At 44.8% G+C, this 18,787-nt stretch carries 13 protein-coding genes, 2 tRNA genes and 1 pseudogene; 7 read left to right on the forward strand and 9 right to left on the reverse strand.

The features are described 5' to 3' along the window. Positions 1 to 293: 293 nt before the first annotated feature. Positions 294 to 2,408 (reverse strand): hypothetical protein, encoded by a 2,115-nt coding sequence (locus tag E7588_09020; GenBank protein MBE6689395.1) that lies wholly within the window; start codon positions 2,406 to 2,408, stop codon positions 294 to 296. 456 nt (positions 2,409 to 2,864) lie between these two features. On the opposite strand from E7588_09020, the gene E7588_09025 reads away from it, so the two are divergent. Further along, a complete protein-coding gene (locus tag E7588_09025) occupies positions 2,865 to 4,733 on the forward strand; it encodes a discoidin domain-containing protein (protein MBE6689396.1) in 1,869 nt (622 codons plus the stop codon). Between the two features lie 77 nt (positions 4,734 to 4,810). Here E7588_09025 and E7588_09030 read toward each other — a convergent pair whose 3' ends face one another. Continuing rightward, positions 4,811 to 5,764, reverse strand: a complete 954-nt coding sequence (locus E7588_09030; GenBank protein MBE6689397.1) for a leucine-rich repeat domain-containing protein — start codon at positions 5,762 to 5,764, stop codon at positions 4,811 to 4,813. A gap of 448 nt (positions 5,765 to 6,212) precedes the next feature. Between E7588_09030 and E7588_09035 the strand changes: the two genes are divergently transcribed. Together E7588_09035 and E7588_09040 are read left to right on the forward strand one after the other, a co-directional pair. Continuing rightward, complete coding sequence (locus E7588_09035) at positions 6,213 to 6,647, forward strand: DUF4430 domain-containing protein (protein MBE6689398.1); 435 nt, start codon at positions 6,213 to 6,215, stop codon at positions 6,645 to 6,647. A 25-nt stretch (positions 6,648 to 6,672) separates the two neighbouring features. Beyond that, entirely contained in the window at positions 6,673 to 7,170 is a 498-nt protein-coding gene (locus E7588_09040; protein MBE6689399.1) for a hypothetical protein, read from the forward strand. Between the two features lie 95 nt (positions 7,171 to 7,265). On the opposite strand, the gene E7588_09045 is transcribed toward E7588_09040, so the two are convergent. Further along, positions 7,266 to 7,338: transfer RNA gene (locus E7588_09045), tRNA-Pro, on the reverse strand. Between the two features lie 317 nt (positions 7,339 to 7,655). Here E7588_09045 and E7588_09050 point away from each other — a divergent pair. Further along, positions 7,656 to 8,945, forward strand: coding sequence for a PDZ domain-containing protein (locus tag E7588_09050; GenBank protein ID MBE6689400.1), 1,290 nt, complete (start codon positions 7,656 to 7,658; stop codon positions 8,943 to 8,945). An 83-nt stretch (positions 8,946 to 9,028) separates the two neighbouring features. On the opposite strand, the gene E7588_09055 is transcribed toward E7588_09050, so the two are convergent. The 3 genes and pseudogenes from E7588_09055 to E7588_09065 form a co-directional block, all read right to left on the reverse strand. Beyond that, on the reverse strand, positions 9,029 to 9,946 hold the full coding sequence (locus E7588_09055) for a sugar phosphate isomerase/epimerase (GenBank protein ID MBE6689401.1): 918 nt from the start codon (positions 9,944 to 9,946) through the stop codon (positions 9,029 to 9,031). Positions 9,947 to 10,065: 119 nt separating this feature from the next. Continuing rightward, a tRNA-Val gene (locus E7588_09060) sits at positions 10,066 to 10,138 on the reverse strand. Positions 10,139 to 10,395: 257 nt separating this feature from the next. Beyond that, positions 10,396 to 10,482 (reverse strand): annotated as a pseudogene (locus E7588_09065) (endoglucanase). A gap of 952 nt (positions 10,483 to 11,434) precedes the next feature. On the opposite strand from E7588_09065, the gene argS reads away from it, so the two are divergent. From argS to E7588_09080, 3 genes are all read left to right on the forward strand, one after another. Beyond that, on the forward strand, positions 11,435 to 13,141 hold the full coding sequence (gene argS / locus E7588_09070) for an arginine--tRNA ligase (GenBank protein ID MBE6689402.1): 1,707 nt from the start codon (positions 11,435 to 11,437) through the stop codon (positions 13,139 to 13,141). 283 nt (positions 13,142 to 13,424) lie between these two features. Beyond that, positions 13,425 to 14,150 (forward strand): YebC/PmpR family DNA-binding transcriptional regulator, encoded by a 726-nt coding sequence (locus E7588_09075; protein ID MBE6689403.1) that lies wholly within the window; start codon positions 13,425 to 13,427, stop codon positions 14,148 to 14,150. 428 nt (positions 14,151 to 14,578) lie between these two features. Continuing rightward, positions 14,579 to 15,346: a ribonuclease Z gene (locus E7588_09080; protein MBE6689404.1), complete on the forward strand. Its 768-nt coding sequence runs from the start codon at positions 14,579 to 14,581 to the stop codon at positions 15,344 to 15,346. Between the two features lie 315 nt (positions 15,347 to 15,661). Here E7588_09080 and E7588_09085 read toward each other — a convergent pair whose 3' ends face one another. The 3 genes from E7588_09085 to E7588_09095 form a co-directional block, all read right to left on the reverse strand. Further along, positions 15,662 to 16,522 (reverse strand): sugar phosphate isomerase/epimerase, encoded by an 861-nt coding sequence (locus E7588_09085; GenBank protein ID MBE6689405.1) that lies wholly within the window; start codon positions 16,520 to 16,522, stop codon positions 15,662 to 15,664. A 17-nt stretch (positions 16,523 to 16,539) separates the two neighbouring features. Next, positions 16,540 to 17,769: a hypothetical protein gene (locus E7588_09090; protein MBE6689406.1), complete on the reverse strand. Its 1,230-nt coding sequence runs from the start codon at positions 17,767 to 17,769 to the stop codon at positions 16,540 to 16,542. 150 nt (positions 17,770 to 17,919) lie between these two features. Then, positions 17,920 to 18,771, reverse strand: coding sequence for a sugar phosphate isomerase/epimerase (locus tag E7588_09095; GenBank protein ID MBE6689407.1), 852 nt, complete (start codon positions 18,769 to 18,771; stop codon positions 17,920 to 17,922). Positions 18,772 to 18,787 lie beyond the last annotated feature (16 nt).

Consider the following 18,787-nt stretch of genomic DNA (forward strand, 5'->3'; position numbering starts at 1 on the left):
GGAACGATTTTTGTTTCTTTCAAGGCATTTTTGCGCAGTTATATGTACATATTACAAGAAAAAATAACGCCGAAAGGGGCGAAAATCGTCCTCGAAACCGACATGAGTTCGGCTCTTTTCGGCTATACGTAAATAACTGCATAGATGTGACATGTTCCCGGAGCAGGCGTATGTTAGAAAGAAAATCGTTTTGTCACGCAAGTTAACAAAAACAAACAAGCACCCTGTGGTGAGGGTGCTTGTTTGCTGAAAGCAATCATTTATATAAGGAGTTAAGATGAATGCTTAGTTAATTATTTGCCCCAAGCGTTTGCAACAACTTCGTTAACGCTCTTGGTTACGGATTCACCGTATGTGGTGTAGGTTTTTGTGCCGAGAGTGTAAGTAACATAGGGGCGTGCAACCAGCTGAGTATCGCGCTGGTCAATTTCGCCTTCGCCTGTTCCGTCGGGAATGTTGGTAACAACAGCGGTGAAGGTCTTAACGGTTCCCTCGGTTTTGAAGATGTTTTTAGCCTGTACTTTTGCAACATTTTCGCCGCCGATAACAGGAGTGGTACCTGCAAGTCCGATAACGGTACCGAACTCGGTAACGGTGCAACCCTCGGGAACTTGTGCAGTGTCAATGGTGAAACCGAATCTCAGTCCGAAAATACCATCGGCTCTTATCTGTGCACCCAGAGCAGCAACACCGAAATCAGCCGCGGGGATAATCTCGGTAACGGTGTAAGTCTTGTTAACGGTGTAGTCTCTGTTAGCGTAGAAGCTTGAAATGTGTACGGTCACATTTTCACCGTCGATGGTGACTTCAACATCAACATCCTCACAAACAGCCTTGATATCTGCAACGATCATATCTTCAATATCGTCTGCGGATTCAACTACATAGTCGAGTTCAAGCGCTTCAACAGCCGCCTTGGCATCTTCAACAGCCTTGGTTTCGTCTGCACCGAATGCTTTCATGGAAGCCTCGTCGGGGAAGAAAGCAATGTAGTAAAGATCGGCATAATAGTTCTTGGTGGGATTCGCATTGCTCTTGAGCTGGAGGAATATATCCTTTACGGGCGAGTAGTTATAATCGGATGAATCCTTCATGTAAGACAGGCTGGGTGCGCTTGAGGTCCTTGCAAGCCATGTAATTCCGTCATAGCCCGTGTAGGATTTGTGGGTTTTGCTGGCTTTCATTATTGCGCCGCTTGCGGTCTCCGGAACAGTATGGTCGTATAGATACAGAAACTCACCTGTGATTTCTGTGTCGGCACGGGAGTAGAAGCTGCCATTTCCGACCTCGTTGGGGTTATGCACGTTTACAACATGATAACCTGTGCGAGTTGAACCGTCGGCGTCAGGGGTCAAAGGATAATGACTGATATAGAACTGAAATTCAGCCGACCAGTTGGTTTTGAACTTGAATTTTACATATGGGTAATCGTAAAGCAGGAAATGTTCATCCTGAGCCAAAGTGAAAGTAGGTTGGTAAGTCTTGTTTGCCGAGCCGGTTTTAGTCATATTGAGATGGTACAGACCGTCAGCAACAGAAACGGATTCGGCATTATCTTTGTCCTTAATGGAGGAGGTGGGAGTAAAAGCTACGGTGCTGTCATCGTTGAAGGTCATTAATTTGTAGGGGTCGTTGCTTTTATAGGAGTAAGCTATCATTTCAGATTCGCTGCTGAAGAATGCAATGTACTCAACCTCTGCATATAAGTCAGCACCGTTGAGACTGGTTATTGTATCTGCATCCATGCCTCTCAACATGATGAAGAAGGTTTCTACCGGTGCCGGTTTGGTTTCCGAGGGGAAAGTGGGACGTGTTGTATTTGTTGCAGAATGTCCCGAGGTTGTCAGTGCATTATTCTTATAGCTGTATGAATATCTGATGTATGAGGTGGCGGTATCGGGGTGCTCTGCGAGCTCCTTTTCTGTCGGGTTTACAGTCGTTGCGGTTATACCTGCTGTACCATGGGGTGGAGCATAAAGCGAAACGGTTTTCCAACCTTCGGTTGCAGCAACACTTTTCTGATGATACAAGTAACCGCCGCCATCTGCACTGAGGTAAAATTGAAGTGTTTTGGGGTAGTTTGTCCTATATTTGAACTGAATATAGGGATAGTCATAAAGATTGAACTGGTGGTCAGCAACCGGAACTTCGAAGTTTGTGCGCTGAGGCGCTTCAATAGCTGTTCCGTCTGCTTTTGTGAGATTTGCAAACGGTATGTCAATTCTTGCAAGACCATTGGATATTGTGGTGGTACCCTTGGCGGATACATCGTTTTTTGCATCACCAAGGATAGAACCGTCTTTGCCGTCAAAGCGTATGATTTTTGAATCTGCCATTGCAAAAACGGTCAATATCATACACAAAGAAACAACAAGAAGCGCGATGCGGAAAAGATTTTTTGCGTTCATGGTTTTTCCTCCTGAAAAAAATTAAAATAAAGTGTTTTGTATCAGAAACACATTTAAATATATGTAATCATCCATGGTGGGGATGTTCACATCAAAAACGGCAATGTGAGCTTAACTCACATGAAGAAAGAACATTGTTTTTCATGACAGTGCATTATAAAAAAGATGGGAAAATTATATTCTTGCAAAAATATTTACACTAATCATCCATAGTATATCATACCATGAAATAAAAGTCAATATATCATTTGATATAAAACAAGCATACATTAAAATATATAGTAAATATCAATTTCTGTAATGCAAGAGGATTAGTTACCTCATTCGGAGTGGCGTGTTTGAGGCTTGTGATGTGGATTTGGCTTCACTTATGTATTGACATTGTCTCTGTTTTGCGGTATAATGTCAATTGTAGGCATTTTATGTTTATAAAACTATGTAAAGGAACAGTCAAAAATGAAATACATACTTTCAGCCGAAAAAATTCAGTCCTTTGAAGGAGATATACTTCCTCTCAGACTTATTGCCGACAGTGATATAACCGACACCGATATAAAATGGTCTGTGTCCGGGGAATGTGTTCAGCTTCGTAAGTTTACCGGAGAAAATTATACGGGCGGCGGCTTTGATGACGCAGAGAATAACCGTACATGCCACATAAAGCTTCACGATCGTGTGCTTCTTACATTGCTTAAAAAAGGAAAGTCAAAGGTCGTTGCAGAGGTGGACGGCGAAAAATATACCTGCACCGTAATCGTAAAGGCGCACAAGGCTAAAAAAGGAAAACGCCCCCAATACTACATAGGCGACCTGCATGTTCACACCACCATGGAGCACGACCATGACCGTTTCTGCGCACGTACTGTCGGGCTTCCCGTTGATACTCTCAATTATATGAGAAACGAAAACAAAATAGATTTTTCCGTTATCAGCGACCATGGCTGTTGTCTTGACGAAAAATGCTTTTTTAATGTTTTTGAGGTGACACGCGACGGCGAGGATTGCCCTGTCGTTTTTGCCGCCAGTGAATCAGAGGTTTCGCATTGGCAGGTTGACAGATTCGGAAACCGCCACAAGAATTCGGGCGAGATGGTCGTATTGAACTCCGATGCCTTTAATAACAGCGATAACTGGGAGGAGTTTTATTCCGAGCTTGCCCACAGCCCCTACGGTGTTGTAACACTGGCTCATCCTCAGATTATCGGCACGCCTGCAGGGGGCGGCGGCGGTGTGTGGAACTTTTCACTGGATAAGAATAACACCCCCGAATTCAAATCCGTGCTCCGCCTTATTGAAAGCGGAAACGGCTCTGACCGCTCGTCCAATTTTATAAATGAATATATGTATTCCGTGGCCCTTGACCAGGGCTTTAAGGTGTCTCTTACCTGTTCCAGCGACAATCATGGTGCTCCCTGGGGTTACGAAGCCTGCCCCGGCAAAACTGTTATAATGGCGCGTGAAAAGAGTCGCGAGGAATTTCTGTATGCTCTTCGCGAAAACCGCGTATATGCAACCGAAAGCGGAAATGTAAAGGTGTACTACACCGTAAACGGCAACCAAGCACCCTGTACGGTGGAAAACGTTACTAAGTACAATTTCCATGTCGAGGTTGATTATTTCCGTGAGGATGAAACCACAGTACCCGTAAAGCTTGAGGTAGTCAGCGACTACGGAAAAAAGGTCAAAACCATTGAGGGCGCTTTTGAGGGAACGGCAGATTTTACTGTGGAAAGCGAAACCGCAAGATATTTCTATCTGCGCTTCACCGACTCTGTGGGACATAAGACCTGGTCCTGTCCGGTATGGACGGGACGTGAATTTGACAAAACCGCAAAATGTCTGCCTTGTCAGTACACGGTTGGAGAGCAGGAAGAGCTCAAGCCCATTCCCAAGGACGGTTTTACTGCTGTTGATGAGCTGAGCGGTAAAAATGCGGATGATATAGTTAATGACACCGTTGATACCGAGTGGACGAGCGGACTAGGCACAGCAAGCTTTGTTATTGATATGAAAAAAGAACACACTGTCCGAGGTGTAGGTCATTATCCCGTATTTCTGCCTGTGACAAATGGTCCCGATGTAAAGGAAAAAATGGGCGGTTTCGCGGCAGAGTGCGAAATTTCGCTAAGCCTTGACGGACAAAGCTACGAAAAATGCATTGACGGATTTGTACGTATCTATGGCGGTGAGGTTATTTTCTCATTTGAACCGACAAAAGCAAGATACGTGAAATTTGACGTAAAATCCAATATCGGTCAGCTTTCCGGATTCCCGCAGCACAGTAACTATCCGCTTCTCATGAACGAACTTACGGTATTTGAATAAATATAAGGCTGTATCAAAAAAGGCTGTATCAAATTTTTGATACAGCCTTATATTGTTTTTGTAGTTTTATATGTGTATTATATAGCTTGGAAGTTTATATTTTTTTCTTTTGCGTATTCTTCTGCCGCACTTCCCGAAGGTGCGTGTATCGTGACGTTTTCACATCTGAAAAAAACGTCCTTTCCGAAAGTTTTGACACTTGCGGGAATGGTTATATCCTTAAGCCCGTAGCATCTGCCGTATGCCCAGTCGCCAATGCTTTTTACGGTATCGGGCAGAGTCATTTGGGTAATGTTTTTACATCCGTCGAACAGGCTGTTGCTTACACGAGTAACACCGTAAGGCACCTTCATTTCGGTAACACCGAAGCAATCATAGAACACAGCCTCGCCCATGAATTTGATGTTTTCGGGAATATCGATTTTTTTAAGCTCCATGCATTCCCATAATGAGTTTTGACCCAGGTATGTAACGCTCTTGGGAATTACAAGGTCACAAATGCTGATGCACATTGCAAAAGCGCCCTTGCCGATGGTTGTAATGCCGTCATGAAGCCTGATGCTTTTAAGCTTTTTGCACTTGTAGAACAGCCATTCGCTTACCTCGGTAAGACCCTTTGGAATATTTGCGTATTCCAGTGCAATGCATTCGTAGAATATATTCTTGCCGAGCTCTGTTACACTCTCGGGTATGACAATGCCTTTGAGTGAATTGCATAATGCAAAGGCACTTTGACCGATGCGTTTTAAACCATCGTTGAGCTTTATATTTTCAAGACTTATACATCTGAAAAACGCGTAATCACCGATAGAGGTGAGAGCTTTGGGTATGTTTATGCTTTTAAGCGCCTGACAATGAACAAATGCACCATTTCCGATTTCGGTAACACTTTCGGGCAAAAAAATGCTTTCCATATTCTCGCATCTGTCAAATGCGTATTCGCCGATAGTCTTAATGCCGTCGGGTACTTTAACCTCGGCATCATTGCCGCAGTACTTTTTAAGAATATCGTTTTCAACAATAAAATCCATATTTCGTCTCCTTTTCGGATGTTAAAAAGATTTTACGTCATTATAGCATTTTTTCACCTGCAAGTCAATATTTTTACCAAAAAACATTTTGCGTATTTTGTTGAAATATTCACAAATGGATGCTACAATGTATATATAACAAAAGAATAAACGCAGTTCATCTGAATATTTCGGTATTCGTTATCGGACATATGAAATACTGTGTTCGATGATAAGGAAATCGCGGTGAGAATCCGCGGCAACAGCCATTACCGTATCTCCCGCAGGTTGGGTCAAGTCGGAATGCTTATCGTTCTGCGCACATAAAAGTCTCTTGGGCAATGGGGGGATTGTGTATCGGGGCGGGGACGCGTACCCACGCCGTTCTTTGGCCTGGCAGGATGCCGAAGATTTTTCACAAGTACCTCTTGAAGGTACTTTTATTTTATCCTTTTGAAAACACGAAAGGATGCATAAAATGAAAAAAACATTAAACTCATCAGTTCTTATTGTACTTGCGCTTACTTTTATTGTCTGCCTTTTTTCCTGCACTGCACCGGATAATTCCGACGTGTGGGAGAATGCCGTTTACAAAGAGAATACCGAATTGGGCAACGGCGCAAAAGTCGTAACTGCAGAGGTTACGGCGGCGGAAAAGACAGTAGCGTTTACAATACACACAGACAAGCAGACCGTGGGCGAGGCTCTCATGGAGCACGGGCTTATTGACGGCGAACAAGGTCCCTACGGACTGTACGTGAAGGTCGTAAACGGTATTACCGCAGATTACGACGTTGATCAGAGCTATTGGGCGTTCAACATAAACGGCGAATATGCCATGACAGGTGTGGACAGCACTCCCATAGCAGAGGGTGAAGTATATCAGCTTGTGTACACAAAGTAAAAAACGTGCGGTAAACATACGGGAAATGGCAGTTTTTGCAATGCTGGGCACCGTTATGTTCTGTTCAAAAATATTAATGGAAATCCTGCCAAACATTCATCTTCTGGGTATGTTCACAATGACATATACCGTTGTATTCCGCAAAAAGGCACTTATACCGATATATCTGTATGTAATGATGAACGGCTTGTATGCCGGCTTCACATTCTGGTGGATGCCCTATCTGTACATTTGGACGATTCTTTGGGCGGCAACAATGCTTCTGCCGAAAAAAATGCCCAAAAGAATAAAATGCGTTGTCTATCCTGCCGTATGCGGTATCCACGGCTTTTTGTTCGGCATACTTTATGCACCCGCGCAGGCTTTGATGATGGGTTTTGGTTTTGAGCAGACACTTGCCTGGATAACTGCGGGTTTGCCGTGGGACATTGTTCACGGAATAAGTAATTCCATTGTGGGTATGCTTATTATCCCGCTGAGCCAAGTTCTTGAAAAGCTTATGAAAAGGCAGAATATTGTTTAAAAACTGTTTGCGGAAATTTTTAATATCACGAAAACGAAATATTTTGTGCGCATTCAATGAAAAAAACGACAGGTCGAAACCTGTCGTTTTTTCTATCGAAGTGTGGAGACTCGAACTCCAGGCCTCCAGTACCCGAAACTGGCGCGCTACCAACTGCGCTACACCTCGAAATCTTCAATACAGACTATGCTAATGCAAAGATTATTATAACATAATATTCCCTTAAAGTCAATAGCTAAATTTAAAAAAATAGTGCTGACCGAAAAATAATGGGTACTTACACAAAATTGTTGACACGAATTATGTCGAATGTGCAAAAATTGCCGTTTTTTGAAGAAAGTATCAGAATAATTTTAATGTTTTTTGTACATTCTTTTTTCTATAAAAACCTTTAAATAAAGATAAAAATTTCAAAATAGAAACTGCACGATTTGTTAAAAAATTAATTGTATCATATTATCGTCCGATAAAACTACATAGGAGGAATGAAGATGAATAATTCGTTTGATAACTATGAGAACCGCTGGAGCTACGACAGTTATACTTCCGAACAGCATCACACACCCGTGTCTCCCGTAAAAAAGAGCAAAAAGGGATGGAAGATAGCGGGAATGTTCTTTTCCGTGGTGCTTATTGTGGCATTGACTGCCTTTTCCACCGTTCTCATTATGAATGAAGTTTACCCCGCCAACCGTGGCGGTCATATACTTTCGCCCTCGGCTGCAAATATGCCTACGGTGGACAGCACAAATAAGCTTCAGAATTATAACACAAAGAATAACAATAACAACAACATACCCGTTCCCGTTGGCGAGGCGCTCACAAATCAGCAGATAATCGAAAAGGGCAAGCCGGGTGTAGTCGGAATACTTGTTGAAAGCGAAGTATATTCCTTCGGCAGAACCTATACACAGCAGAGCGTAGGCTCCGGTTTTATAGTTACCGTAGACGGCTATATTATAACCAATGCACATGTTGTTGAGGGTGCTACCAAGATTACCGTCATAATGCACGACAAAAGTGAGCACGAAGCAACCCTCGTGGGCGAGGACGCACTCAGCGACGTTGCAGTGGTCAAGATTGAAAAAAATGACCTTCCTGCCGTTGAACTGGGCAATTCCGACGAGCTGGTTCAGGGCGACCCGGTTATCGCAATCGGCACTCCTGCAGGAATTGAATTTGCAGGAACGGCAACTCACGGTATGATTTCTGCCATTAACCGCGATGTTAAGATCACTGACTACTACGGCAACACCACCAAGACCATGACAGTTATCCAGATAGATGCGCCCATCAACTCGGGTAACTCCGGCGGACCGCTGTTTGACCGCTTCGGCAGAGTTATCGGTATGAACTCCCTTAAATTGGGCAACGGCTTTGAGGGCATGGGCTTTGCACTTCCCATAAACGGCGTTATCAGCATAGCTAATGAGCTTATGGAAAACGGTGAGGTCATCGAGCGTCCTGACGGTGATTTTGTAACAGGCAAGGCATATCTGGGCATCGAATTTTATGAAGTGACCGAGGCACAGGCAAAATATTACGATATCCCGGAGGGCGTACTGGTATATCAGCTTACCCCCGGCGGTGCGGCGCTTAAGGCAGGTATACGTCGTGGTGATATAATAATCGGTTTCAACGGAAAAGAAATCAAGAATGCCGAGAATCTGACCGAGGAGATAAACAAAGTAAAGCCGGGAGATAAAGTAACCGTGCGCGTTGACCGCGGCGGCGAAAATATCGACGTTGAAGTAATAATGGGCTATCAGTCGTAACGGATATTTCATTCACAATAAAAATAAGAAGAAAACGGCGGACATTGTCCGCCGTTTTTGATGTTAATTGCGCATTGCAAATTTTAATACTTCACCGTTCTTTTTGATACCATGTACCGACCTATTTTGGCAAGATATTCGTATCCGAATTTTTTTACTTCTTCGGGACCGGGAGCTGAAATTTCGAAATTGAGATTTCCGCGGTAGTTTACCTCGTCCAGCGCCTTAATGATTTCGTCCCAGTCGATTCTCATTGGCTTCCAGGCGTTACTGTAAGGGGTCTGGTAAACGGAGTAGGGGTAAGCGTGCAGGTCGCTTATACCGTCGTTGTCGTGCAGGTGAAGGACGGCAAGTCTGTCACCGCTGATGCGTATCATCTCGGCGGCATCGTCCTGGGTCAGTGGGCCGTGTCCCACGTCAACGCAGATTTTGAATCTTTCGCCCAGACGGTCGCACATATCCACCATTTCCTGCGCGTGGGAGAAAATAGTGGAACAAATATTGGTGTATACGGGATCTACCATCCACATGTTTTCAACACAGCCGTAAACATCGTATTCCTCAAGGTAGGGGATAAGTCTTGAATAAAAGTCAGCCGACTGTTCAAAGTTTTCTTTTACGTAGTAATCGTAGTATCTTCTGCGGTCTATAATGGGGTGAATGACTACATACTTACAGCCTAACCAGTGTGCCGCTTTTATGCAGGCTGCTTCCCTTTTTACTATTTCGTCAATGTTGTGGTCATATTCTCTGGGATGTCCGCCGAACTGTGAGTGTATCTGTCCCACCTCAAAGCATACCTTGTCCGCTTCGCTTTTGAGATTGGTGAAGTATTCCTCTATCTGCTTGTCGGTAACATTGTCAATGTCGCCGAATATGCCGTTTCGGTGGAAATACTTTTCAAACGAAAAATCTACCGCATCAAATCCGCATTCCTTGAGATATGCGAACATCTGCGTGTCTTTTACGGGAACTCCAATGTCGGAAACAGAAATCTTCATATGTAATCTCCTTATATTTGTTGTTGATTTTATTATACAATAATAAAGGTATATTGTCAACGCTTTTACGGTATTTGTGAGGATAAAAAAACACCTTGTCTTTTCAGACAAGGTGAATATGGGAGCTACAGGGATCGAACCTGTGACCTCCTGCTTGTAAGGCAGATGCTCTCCCAGCTGAGCTAAGCTCCCGAACGTGTATTATTATATCACGAAAAAAAGAAAATGTCAAGTGTTTTTTGAAATATTTTTAAAATAGTATTGATTTATTTTTCAAACTTTGATATAATATAAATTCGGATAATACTATAAGGAAGCAGATATATTTTGATGAAAAGAATTTATGCGGCTTTTTTTGTTGTATTGATGTGTCTTTTGATATCCTGCACAAAAAACCAACCGCCGCCCGATATACAACCCCCTGCGCAAGATGACGAGGCTCAGCAGGTGGTTCCGGCACCCGAGCCTGAACCCGAGCCCGAGCCCGAGCCTGAGCCCGAGCCTGAGCCTGAACCGCAACCTGAGCCCGAAGCAGAAGAAAAGTTTTTCAATGAGCTTACCGGACTTGAAATAACCGAACAGCAATCGCTTAACAGGCCCATTGCCGTGATGATTAATAATAATATTCGTTCGCTTCCCCAGTCGGGTATAGCCGCGGCAGATGTTATTTTCGAATGTGAGGCAGAGGGCGGCGAGACCCGAATGCTGGCACTGTATAAATCCTATGAAGAATTGGGTGTCATAGGAAGCGTGCGCAGCGCACGTGATTATTTTATTGATTTCGCGCAGATATTTGACGCGCTTTATATCCACGCGGGCGGAAGCCCTCAGGCGTATGTTCACCTTAAAGAGCGCGGTATAAACAATCTTGACGGCGTGAATATGTACCTTCCGAATTGCTTCTGGCGTGATAGTGAGCGCAAAGCAACCTCGGCTATGGAGCATACCCTTGTGACCTCGGGAGAAAAAATAGCCGCCGAAATCAAGAATTTTGGTTACAGAACCGTTCTTTCCATAAGGTATAAGCCGTCCTTCACCTTCGCTGAGCAACAGTATATCCCCGTCGGCGGGGACGCAAATTATCTTAAAATCCCCCGTGTATTTCCCTCGGAGTTCAATTATGACCCCGAAACCGAACTGTACACTCACACACAGCACTCACGTGTGCAAAGCGACAGGGAAACAGGTGAGCAGCTTACCTTCAAAAATGTTCTTGTGCTGTTTTGCCCACAGAAAATTCTGGGCGACGAAAAGAACCGTATAAGCGTTGATTTTACGGGTGAGGGGAAAGGATATTTTCTTACCATGGGAAAATATATTCCTGTCATCTGGCAACGCGAAAGCCGTGACGGCGGTGTCAGTGTGATTGACGAAACGGGAATGCCCGTTGAGCTTAACCCCGGCAAAACTTTTGTGAGCATAGTTAATTCTTATTACTCCAAAAGTCTTACCTTCAAGTGAAAATAAAGAGAAAGGCATGATAAATATATGAAAAAAGCAGAAGCGCTTATCTCAGGCGAGCTTTTAAAGAAAATAAACTCCATTGCTCCCGATGCTGTTACGGCACAGGATATGGAAAGTATGTTTACCGTTCCCCCCGAACAGGAAATGGGCGATTTGGCATTTGCCTGCTTCAAGCTTTCAAAGGTTATGCGTAAAGCACCCCAGATGATTGCACAGCAGCTTTGCGAGGGCTTTGAATGTGAAGCTGTCAGCCGTGTTGAAGCGGTTGCCGGTTATCTTAATTTTTACATTTCCGACAGCTTCCGTACGAATGTAATGTTGAAAGGTATCCTTGAAAAAGGCGATGACTACGGCAAAATCTCCATCGGCGAGGGCAAGACCATGGTCATTGACTATTCTTCCCCCAATATCGCCAAGCCTTTTCACATCGGACATCTCGGCACTACCGCTATCGGTAACTCCATCAAGCGTATCTATTCCTACTGTGGCTATAACTGCATAGGCATCAACCATTTGGGCGACTGGGGCACACAGTTCGGACGTCTTATCGTTGCTTATAAGAACTGGGGCAGTAAGGAAGCCATTGAACAGCTGGGTGTCAAGGAATTGGCACGCATCTATAAGGATTTCTATGTAAAAGCCGAAGAAGACCCATCTCTCAACGACCTGGCGCGTGCCGAATTCACGAAAATCGAAAACGGCGACGAAGAAGCTCTTGCACTGTGGCGCTGGTTCAAGGATATAAGCCTTAAAGAATTCATGAAGACCTACGACCGTCTGGGTATTTCCTTTGAAAGCTACAACGGCGAGGCGTTCTATAACGATAAAATGGACCGTGTCGTAAACGAGCTTACCGAAAAAGGTCTTCTCAAGGAAAGCGACGGCGCAATGCTTGTTGATCTTGAGGAATACGACATGGCACCCTGCCTTATACTTAAAAATGACGGCTCTACTCTTTACGCAACCCGTGATATAGCTGCCGCTCTTTACCGCAAGGATACCTATGATTTCGATAAATGCATCTACGTTACCGATGCAGGTCAAAGTCTGCATTTTGCCCAGTTCTTCAAAGTAATAGGCCTTATGGGCTATGACTGGAACGATAAAATGGTTCATGTACCCTACGGCAAAATAAGCATAAACGGCGAAAAGCTTGCTACCCGTACAGGTAATGTAGTGCTTCTTGAGGAGCTTTTTGATGACGCTTCTCAGCGCGCACTCAAAATTATCGAGCAAAAAAATCCCGACCTTGAAAACAAGGAATATATTGCTGATAAAGTTGGTATCGGTGCGGTTATCTTCAATCAACTTTCCACAGGCAGAATCAAGGACGTCAACTTTGTCTGGGAGGAAGCGCTCAGCTTCGAGGGCAACACAGGACCCTACGTTCAGTATACCTACGCCCGTACCTGCAGTGTGCTTTCCAAGGCGGATATTCCCGCATCTCTTCCCGAGGGTGTAGCTCTCAACGAGGACGAAAAGGCGCTTATCAGCGTTCTTTCACGTTTTCCTCAGAAGGTGGAGCAGGCGCACAACGACTATGAGCCGTCCTACATTTCACGTTATCTGCTTGATGTCTGTGCCGCTTTCAACCGCTTCTACCACAACTGTCCTATTCTTAAGGAAGAGGGTGCTGTCCGCGATCTGCGCGTAGCTCTTACCAAGGCAGCGAATACCGTTATCGGAAACGGCCTGTGGTTAATCGGTCTGGAAAAAACACCCCAAATTTAAGCTTCGCATTGCCAAAAAATACTGCGTTACGGCGCACTTCAGACTCAGTCGAGTACATTCGGTACACTCCCTCGTCTTCGGTACGCCAAGCCTTGTCTTTTTTGACACTGCTTGCTTAAAGAATCGTAAAAGCTTCGCATTGCTGAAAAATACTGCGTTACGGCACTGTTATTGAAGTGAGCGAAAGCGCCCCTTGCCTAAAGGGGAGAGGGCCACGAAGTGGCGAGGGGATTTGTATGCTCCCCATTTAACTTGAAAATAATAGAATTGTGAGGATAAAATCATGTCAGGACATTCCAAATGGAAGAATATTATGCACAAAAAAGAGAAGACCGACGCACAGCGTGCCAAGATCTTCACCAAAATAGGTAAGGAAATATCCATTGCCGTTAAGGCGGGCGGCCCCGACCCTGTTTCCAACACCAAGCTTAAGGACCTTATTTCAAAAGCTAAGGCAAATAACGTTCCCAACGACAACATTGACCGCATAATCAAAAAGGCGGCTTCCGACGACAGCGAAGCCTATGAGGAAATCGTGTACGAGGGTTACGGACCCTCGGGTATTGCCGTAATCGTCGAGACCACCACCGACAACCGTAACCGTACCGGTGCCGACTTGCGTCACTATTTTGATAAATTCGGCGGAAATCTGGGTACTACCGGTTGTGTGTCCTTCATGTTTGAAAGCAAGGGTATCATCGTTATCGAATCTGCCAAGGCATCCGAGGACGAGGTTATGGAAGCGGCACTCAATGCAGGCGCTCTGGACTTTGTTGTTGAGGACGGCGCATACGAGATTTACACCGAACCTGCAGATCTTGATGCTGTCAAGGAAGAACTTGCTTCTGCCGGTTTTGAATACATTTCTGCTGAGGTTGAAAAGATTCCTTCTACTTACGTAACTCTCACCGACGAAGAAAGCATCACCAAAATGGGCAGACTTCTTGAAATGCTGGACGAGAACGAAGATGTCATCAATGTATGGCATAACTGGGAGAACGAAGAATAAATAGCTTCGAAAAAGCGAGAAATACTGCGTTACGGTAACCTGCAGGCTCAGTCGAGTACATTCGGTACACTCCATCGCCTGCAGAACCCCAAGCCTTGTCTTTCACGCTTTTTCTTTGCTATTAGTTTCGAAAAAGCGAGAAATATTGCGTTACGGGAACCTGCAGACTCAGTCGAGTACTGTGTGTACACTCCATCGCCTGCAGAACCCCAAGCCTTGTCTTTCACGCTTTTTCTTTGCTATTAGTTTTGAAAAAGCGAGAAATACTGCGTTACGGAACCTGCAGACTCAGTTGAGTACTATGTGTACACTCCATCGCCTGCAGAACCCCAAGCCTTGTCTTTCACGCTTTTTCTTTTCTGTTGGCTCATGCTTACACAAACTGCGCATTTTGAAAGCGTGTTTATATCTTCCGAAAGGAACTCACTATGAAAATAATAACTCTCGGCACAGGTCACGGCGACCCCACATATTGTCGCTTTAATTCCTCAACGCTTTATGAAAGTCCCACGGGAGATTTATATCTTTTGGACTGCGGTGCGCCCGCTGATGCACTTATGGTCAGGGTTAATAAGGATATTTCAAGGGTGAAAGCTGTTTTTAACACCCATGTCCATGCCGACCATTTCGGCGGACTTCCCGTGATGTTAAAATCGTATGTCAAGGCGTGCGGAAAGAAAAACAGAGAATGCGCTCTCACGGTTTTTTGTGCTGAAGAGCGTGTTATACAGCCCGTAAAAGACCTTTATACCGCCATGTATGCACAGAGAAGCTACGAATTTGATTCATGCATAACAATGGACACTGTTCATGAAGGAAAGCTGTACGAGGACGAAAATATTTCCGTACGCGCCGTTGCTACCAAGCACATGAACTATTGCGGAGGCACATCATATTCGTTTGTGCTCACCGAAAAGCAAAGCGGAAAGGTGCTTTTGTATACCGGTGACCTTGATGCTGAATTCTCGGATTTTCCTTTGGGAATAAAAGCGGATGTCTGCATTTGCGAAGCCACCCACTACAAGCAGGAGAGTGCGGGAAAGGTGCTTCCGGAATGTGATTTCAAGCGCTTTATATTCAATCATGTTCATGATACCTGGCACGGCGATGAGGGGGAAAAACTTCTTTTGTCACTTAATTCCCATTTGCCGTATCCCGTCAACGTTGCACATGACATGGAAGAATTTGAAATATGATATGTAAAAACAGGCTGAGCCAATGGCTCAGCCTCAGACTGTCGAGAAAGTCGTGATACCGCGACGGAAAAAATTGTATTTAAAAAACGAAAATAAAGCAAAAAATAATTTAACAGCAGGTGATACATCGAATATCACCTGCTGTTTGTCGCTTTTTGCCGCTTCAAGCCTTACCGTACCTTTGTACGCCGACAGGCTTAAATCGGCAAAATATCCCTGACTTTTCGAAAGTCTTACAGTGTGTCGACAGGTTTATCGACACACTGGGGCTGAGCCAATGGCTCAGCCTGTTTTGTGTTTTATTCTTTGCGGTTATTATATTCTTGCGAAAATTTCCTTAAGATGCTTGAGGCCTTTTTCGATACCCTGAATGCAGTCCTCCGCTCCCTCATACTCGATGGAAAGGAATCCCTCATAGCCCGCCTTGAGCAAAATGCGTATGCACTTTTCTATGGGTACATCACCCTCACCCAGTGCACAGCATTTCAGGTAGTTACAGCCGCGGGAAACAAGTGTGTGACCCGGCAACGGCTTTTCTCTCACTGCCATGTCCTTTGCATGAACGTGGAAAGCATACGGTGCAAGACGGCTTACCGCCACAGCGGGATTTTCGTCAACGCACAGAAAGTTGCCCATGTCAATAAGAAGACCGTAGTTATCGTGGTTTACGGCGTTAAACAGTCTTTCCATGCGGTCGCTGTCCTGAGCCAGCATACCGTGGTTCTCACTGCAGGTTCTTATTCCGAGACTCTGTGCATACTCGGTTATTTTTCTTGCGCTGTCTGCCAAATCGGGCAGCATAAGGTCAAAGCTTCTGCCTTTTCCTGCTTTTGCAAGATTCCAGCATACGTCATGGCGCAAAAGCTTTACACCCAATACGGCGGCAATATCAAGCTGATCTTTAACTTTCTGTATTTCTGCCTCTCTTGCCTCTGCGGTGTCGGCAAAAAGATTTGCGCCGATGGTGTAAGCGTTTATTTCAATACCCACTTTTTCCGCTTCTGCCTTTATTGCACGTGCAAGCTCTGTTTTTTCCTCTTTGGTTTCACCCTTGAGGTCGATAAATTCAATGGCGTCAAAGCCCATTTCCTTTGCTTTTGCCACGCAGTCAAGCTGGGTCATTTTGCCGGCGTTGATATATTGGGCAAAAGAATAAGAACTAACTGAAAATTTCATATTTTTTCTCCTTTATCTTATTTATCTGTAAAAAATATCCCTTGCATTTCGTATATTTTCCCGCCTGACATGTAGTAGTTTTTCAGAGCACGGAAAAGACTTGTGGTTTCGGGCAGAACGCTTACATCGCTGACCGAGTTTCTGTCACGTCCGAAAACATGGTAGAAAATACCCTTTGAATCAGACCATACGGCGATGCTGTTGAAGCGTGCCAGAAACTTTGCAATGTTTGTATCTTCGCCCAGAACGTATTTAAGCTGAGGGTCCATAAGCCAGCTGTGGCAATGGAACGCCTTGTAATCATACTCGGGGTAATATTTTGCCAAAAATTCTATACCGCGTGCTATGGAGTCGTCCACCGCCTCGGGGGTCATGCCGCCTCCTGCGGGAATATGCAGACTGACAATGTAGTCTCCCTTTTCAAGCACTTTTTTCCACTGGCTTTTGAGCAGCGTGACGGGGGTGCTCCTTACATATCCCATTTCGGAATGCGGATATCCTGTCCAGGCATCTTCTGTTTCGGTTACCACAGGTGTCCAGCTTCCTTCTTCATCCTCGTAGCCTGTCATGCCGAGAGGATAACCGGTTTTGTGAAGCTGCTTTTCATGTGCAAGTATAACGGTTTCACCCTCGGAATTTCTGAAAACCGTCGCGCCTGCGTCAAATTTTCTTTCAATTTCAATTTCCAGTCTGCCGAGTCTGTAAAGCTTGCAGTCAATTGACAGCTGGAACCATGCCATAAGGTCAAAACCGGGATAGCCGTGATTCTTTATATGCTTTGTTACGGTATGCTCAGGCAGGCGCAGTGCTTCAGTGACAATGTCGTCCGGTATGCCGCGCGCCTTCATTTTTTCATGACTGTATGGTATCATGGTAGCCATAGCGAGTCCGCGAAGCATATCGATTGCAAGATCCGGCTTGCCGTCGGCTGATTTGGGATAGCTGAAAGACATTTCGCCGCGCGCCTTTTCTCTGTTCTTCAAAACAGTTGCAAGAAGCAGAAGAAAAATGCTCAGTGGCTCACTTTGGGAAATCTTTTCTGCTGCCTTGATATAATACTCAAGCACATCGTTGAGAACGCTGTACTTTTCGTGAAGAGCAATGTAGTAAGCAGGGTCGGCATATTTACAGCCGCACTCACTGTACTCCTTTATTACCTCAGGGTATAAGTCGTACCAACGCTGAGGCCATTTTTCGCAGCCCAATTCCCGCATAAGTGTCTCTATTGTTGCAAATTTGTTATCCATGTCGTCTCCCATATCCAAAAAGGTTATAATATAAAAAACACGGGATAGGTCGAATAATACGGTGATATACATTTACCGTTATATTTTAACATATCCCGTGAAGATTTTCAATTTGCGGATTTTTCGTAAAATAGGAATTGTTTATCGAATTTATCCGATAATGCTTTTAAGAAAGTCGCGTGCAGTGATTATGTCTGCGGCAGGGTCTGCACCAACCTCGCGTTCAATGGTCAAGAAGCCCTTATAGCCGATTTCGTCCAACGCCTTGAGATAGTTGGGGAAGTCTACACTTCCTGTGCCCAGAGGAACTTCTTCAAAGAACTTGATACCTGCAATATCCTCAGGTACGGGATGAACTGCGCGGTAGATGTACTCGGGATTGGATTCGCGAAGCTTGTTGCCGTCCTTTGCGTGAGTGTGAACGATGTACTTCTTGAGGGTATGTACAGCCTTTACGGGGTCATCGCCTGTAACCATCTTGAAGTTTGCGGGGTCAAGGTTTACAGCAACACCGGTAGAGCCCAGGTCGTCCAGGAACATTTTCAGTGTATCGGCTGTTTCGGGACCTGTTTCAATGGCAAAGTGAGCTTCCATGCTGTCCGCAAAATGCGCAAGCTCAAAGCATGCTTCCTGCATTATCTTATATCTTTCGTGATTTTTGTCTGCGGGAACAACACCGATGTGGGTGGTGATTATGTCGGTGCCCAGATCTTTTGCAAGCTCAACTATGCGCTTGGATTTTTCAATAAGTTCGGGATTAAGCTCCTTGTTGCCAAAACCTTTTCCAAGGTCTCCGCACAGTGCGGAAAATACCAGACCGTAGGATTCTACCTCGGATTTGAGCGCTTTGCGCTGCTCGGCGCTGAGATTTTCGGGGGAATTTTCACCTTTGGTGGCATACATCTGAATACCGTTTGCGCCTATTTCGGCTGCTTTTTTGATTGCATCGCTGCGATTCATTCTGAAAGATTCAAGAATTACGCCTATCGGGAAATTGAACATAAATACTTTCTCCTTT

The organism is Oscillospiraceae bacterium (genome assembly GCA_015065085.1).
Classification (GTDB): Bacteria; Bacillota; Clostridia; order Oscillospirales; family SIG627; genus SIG627.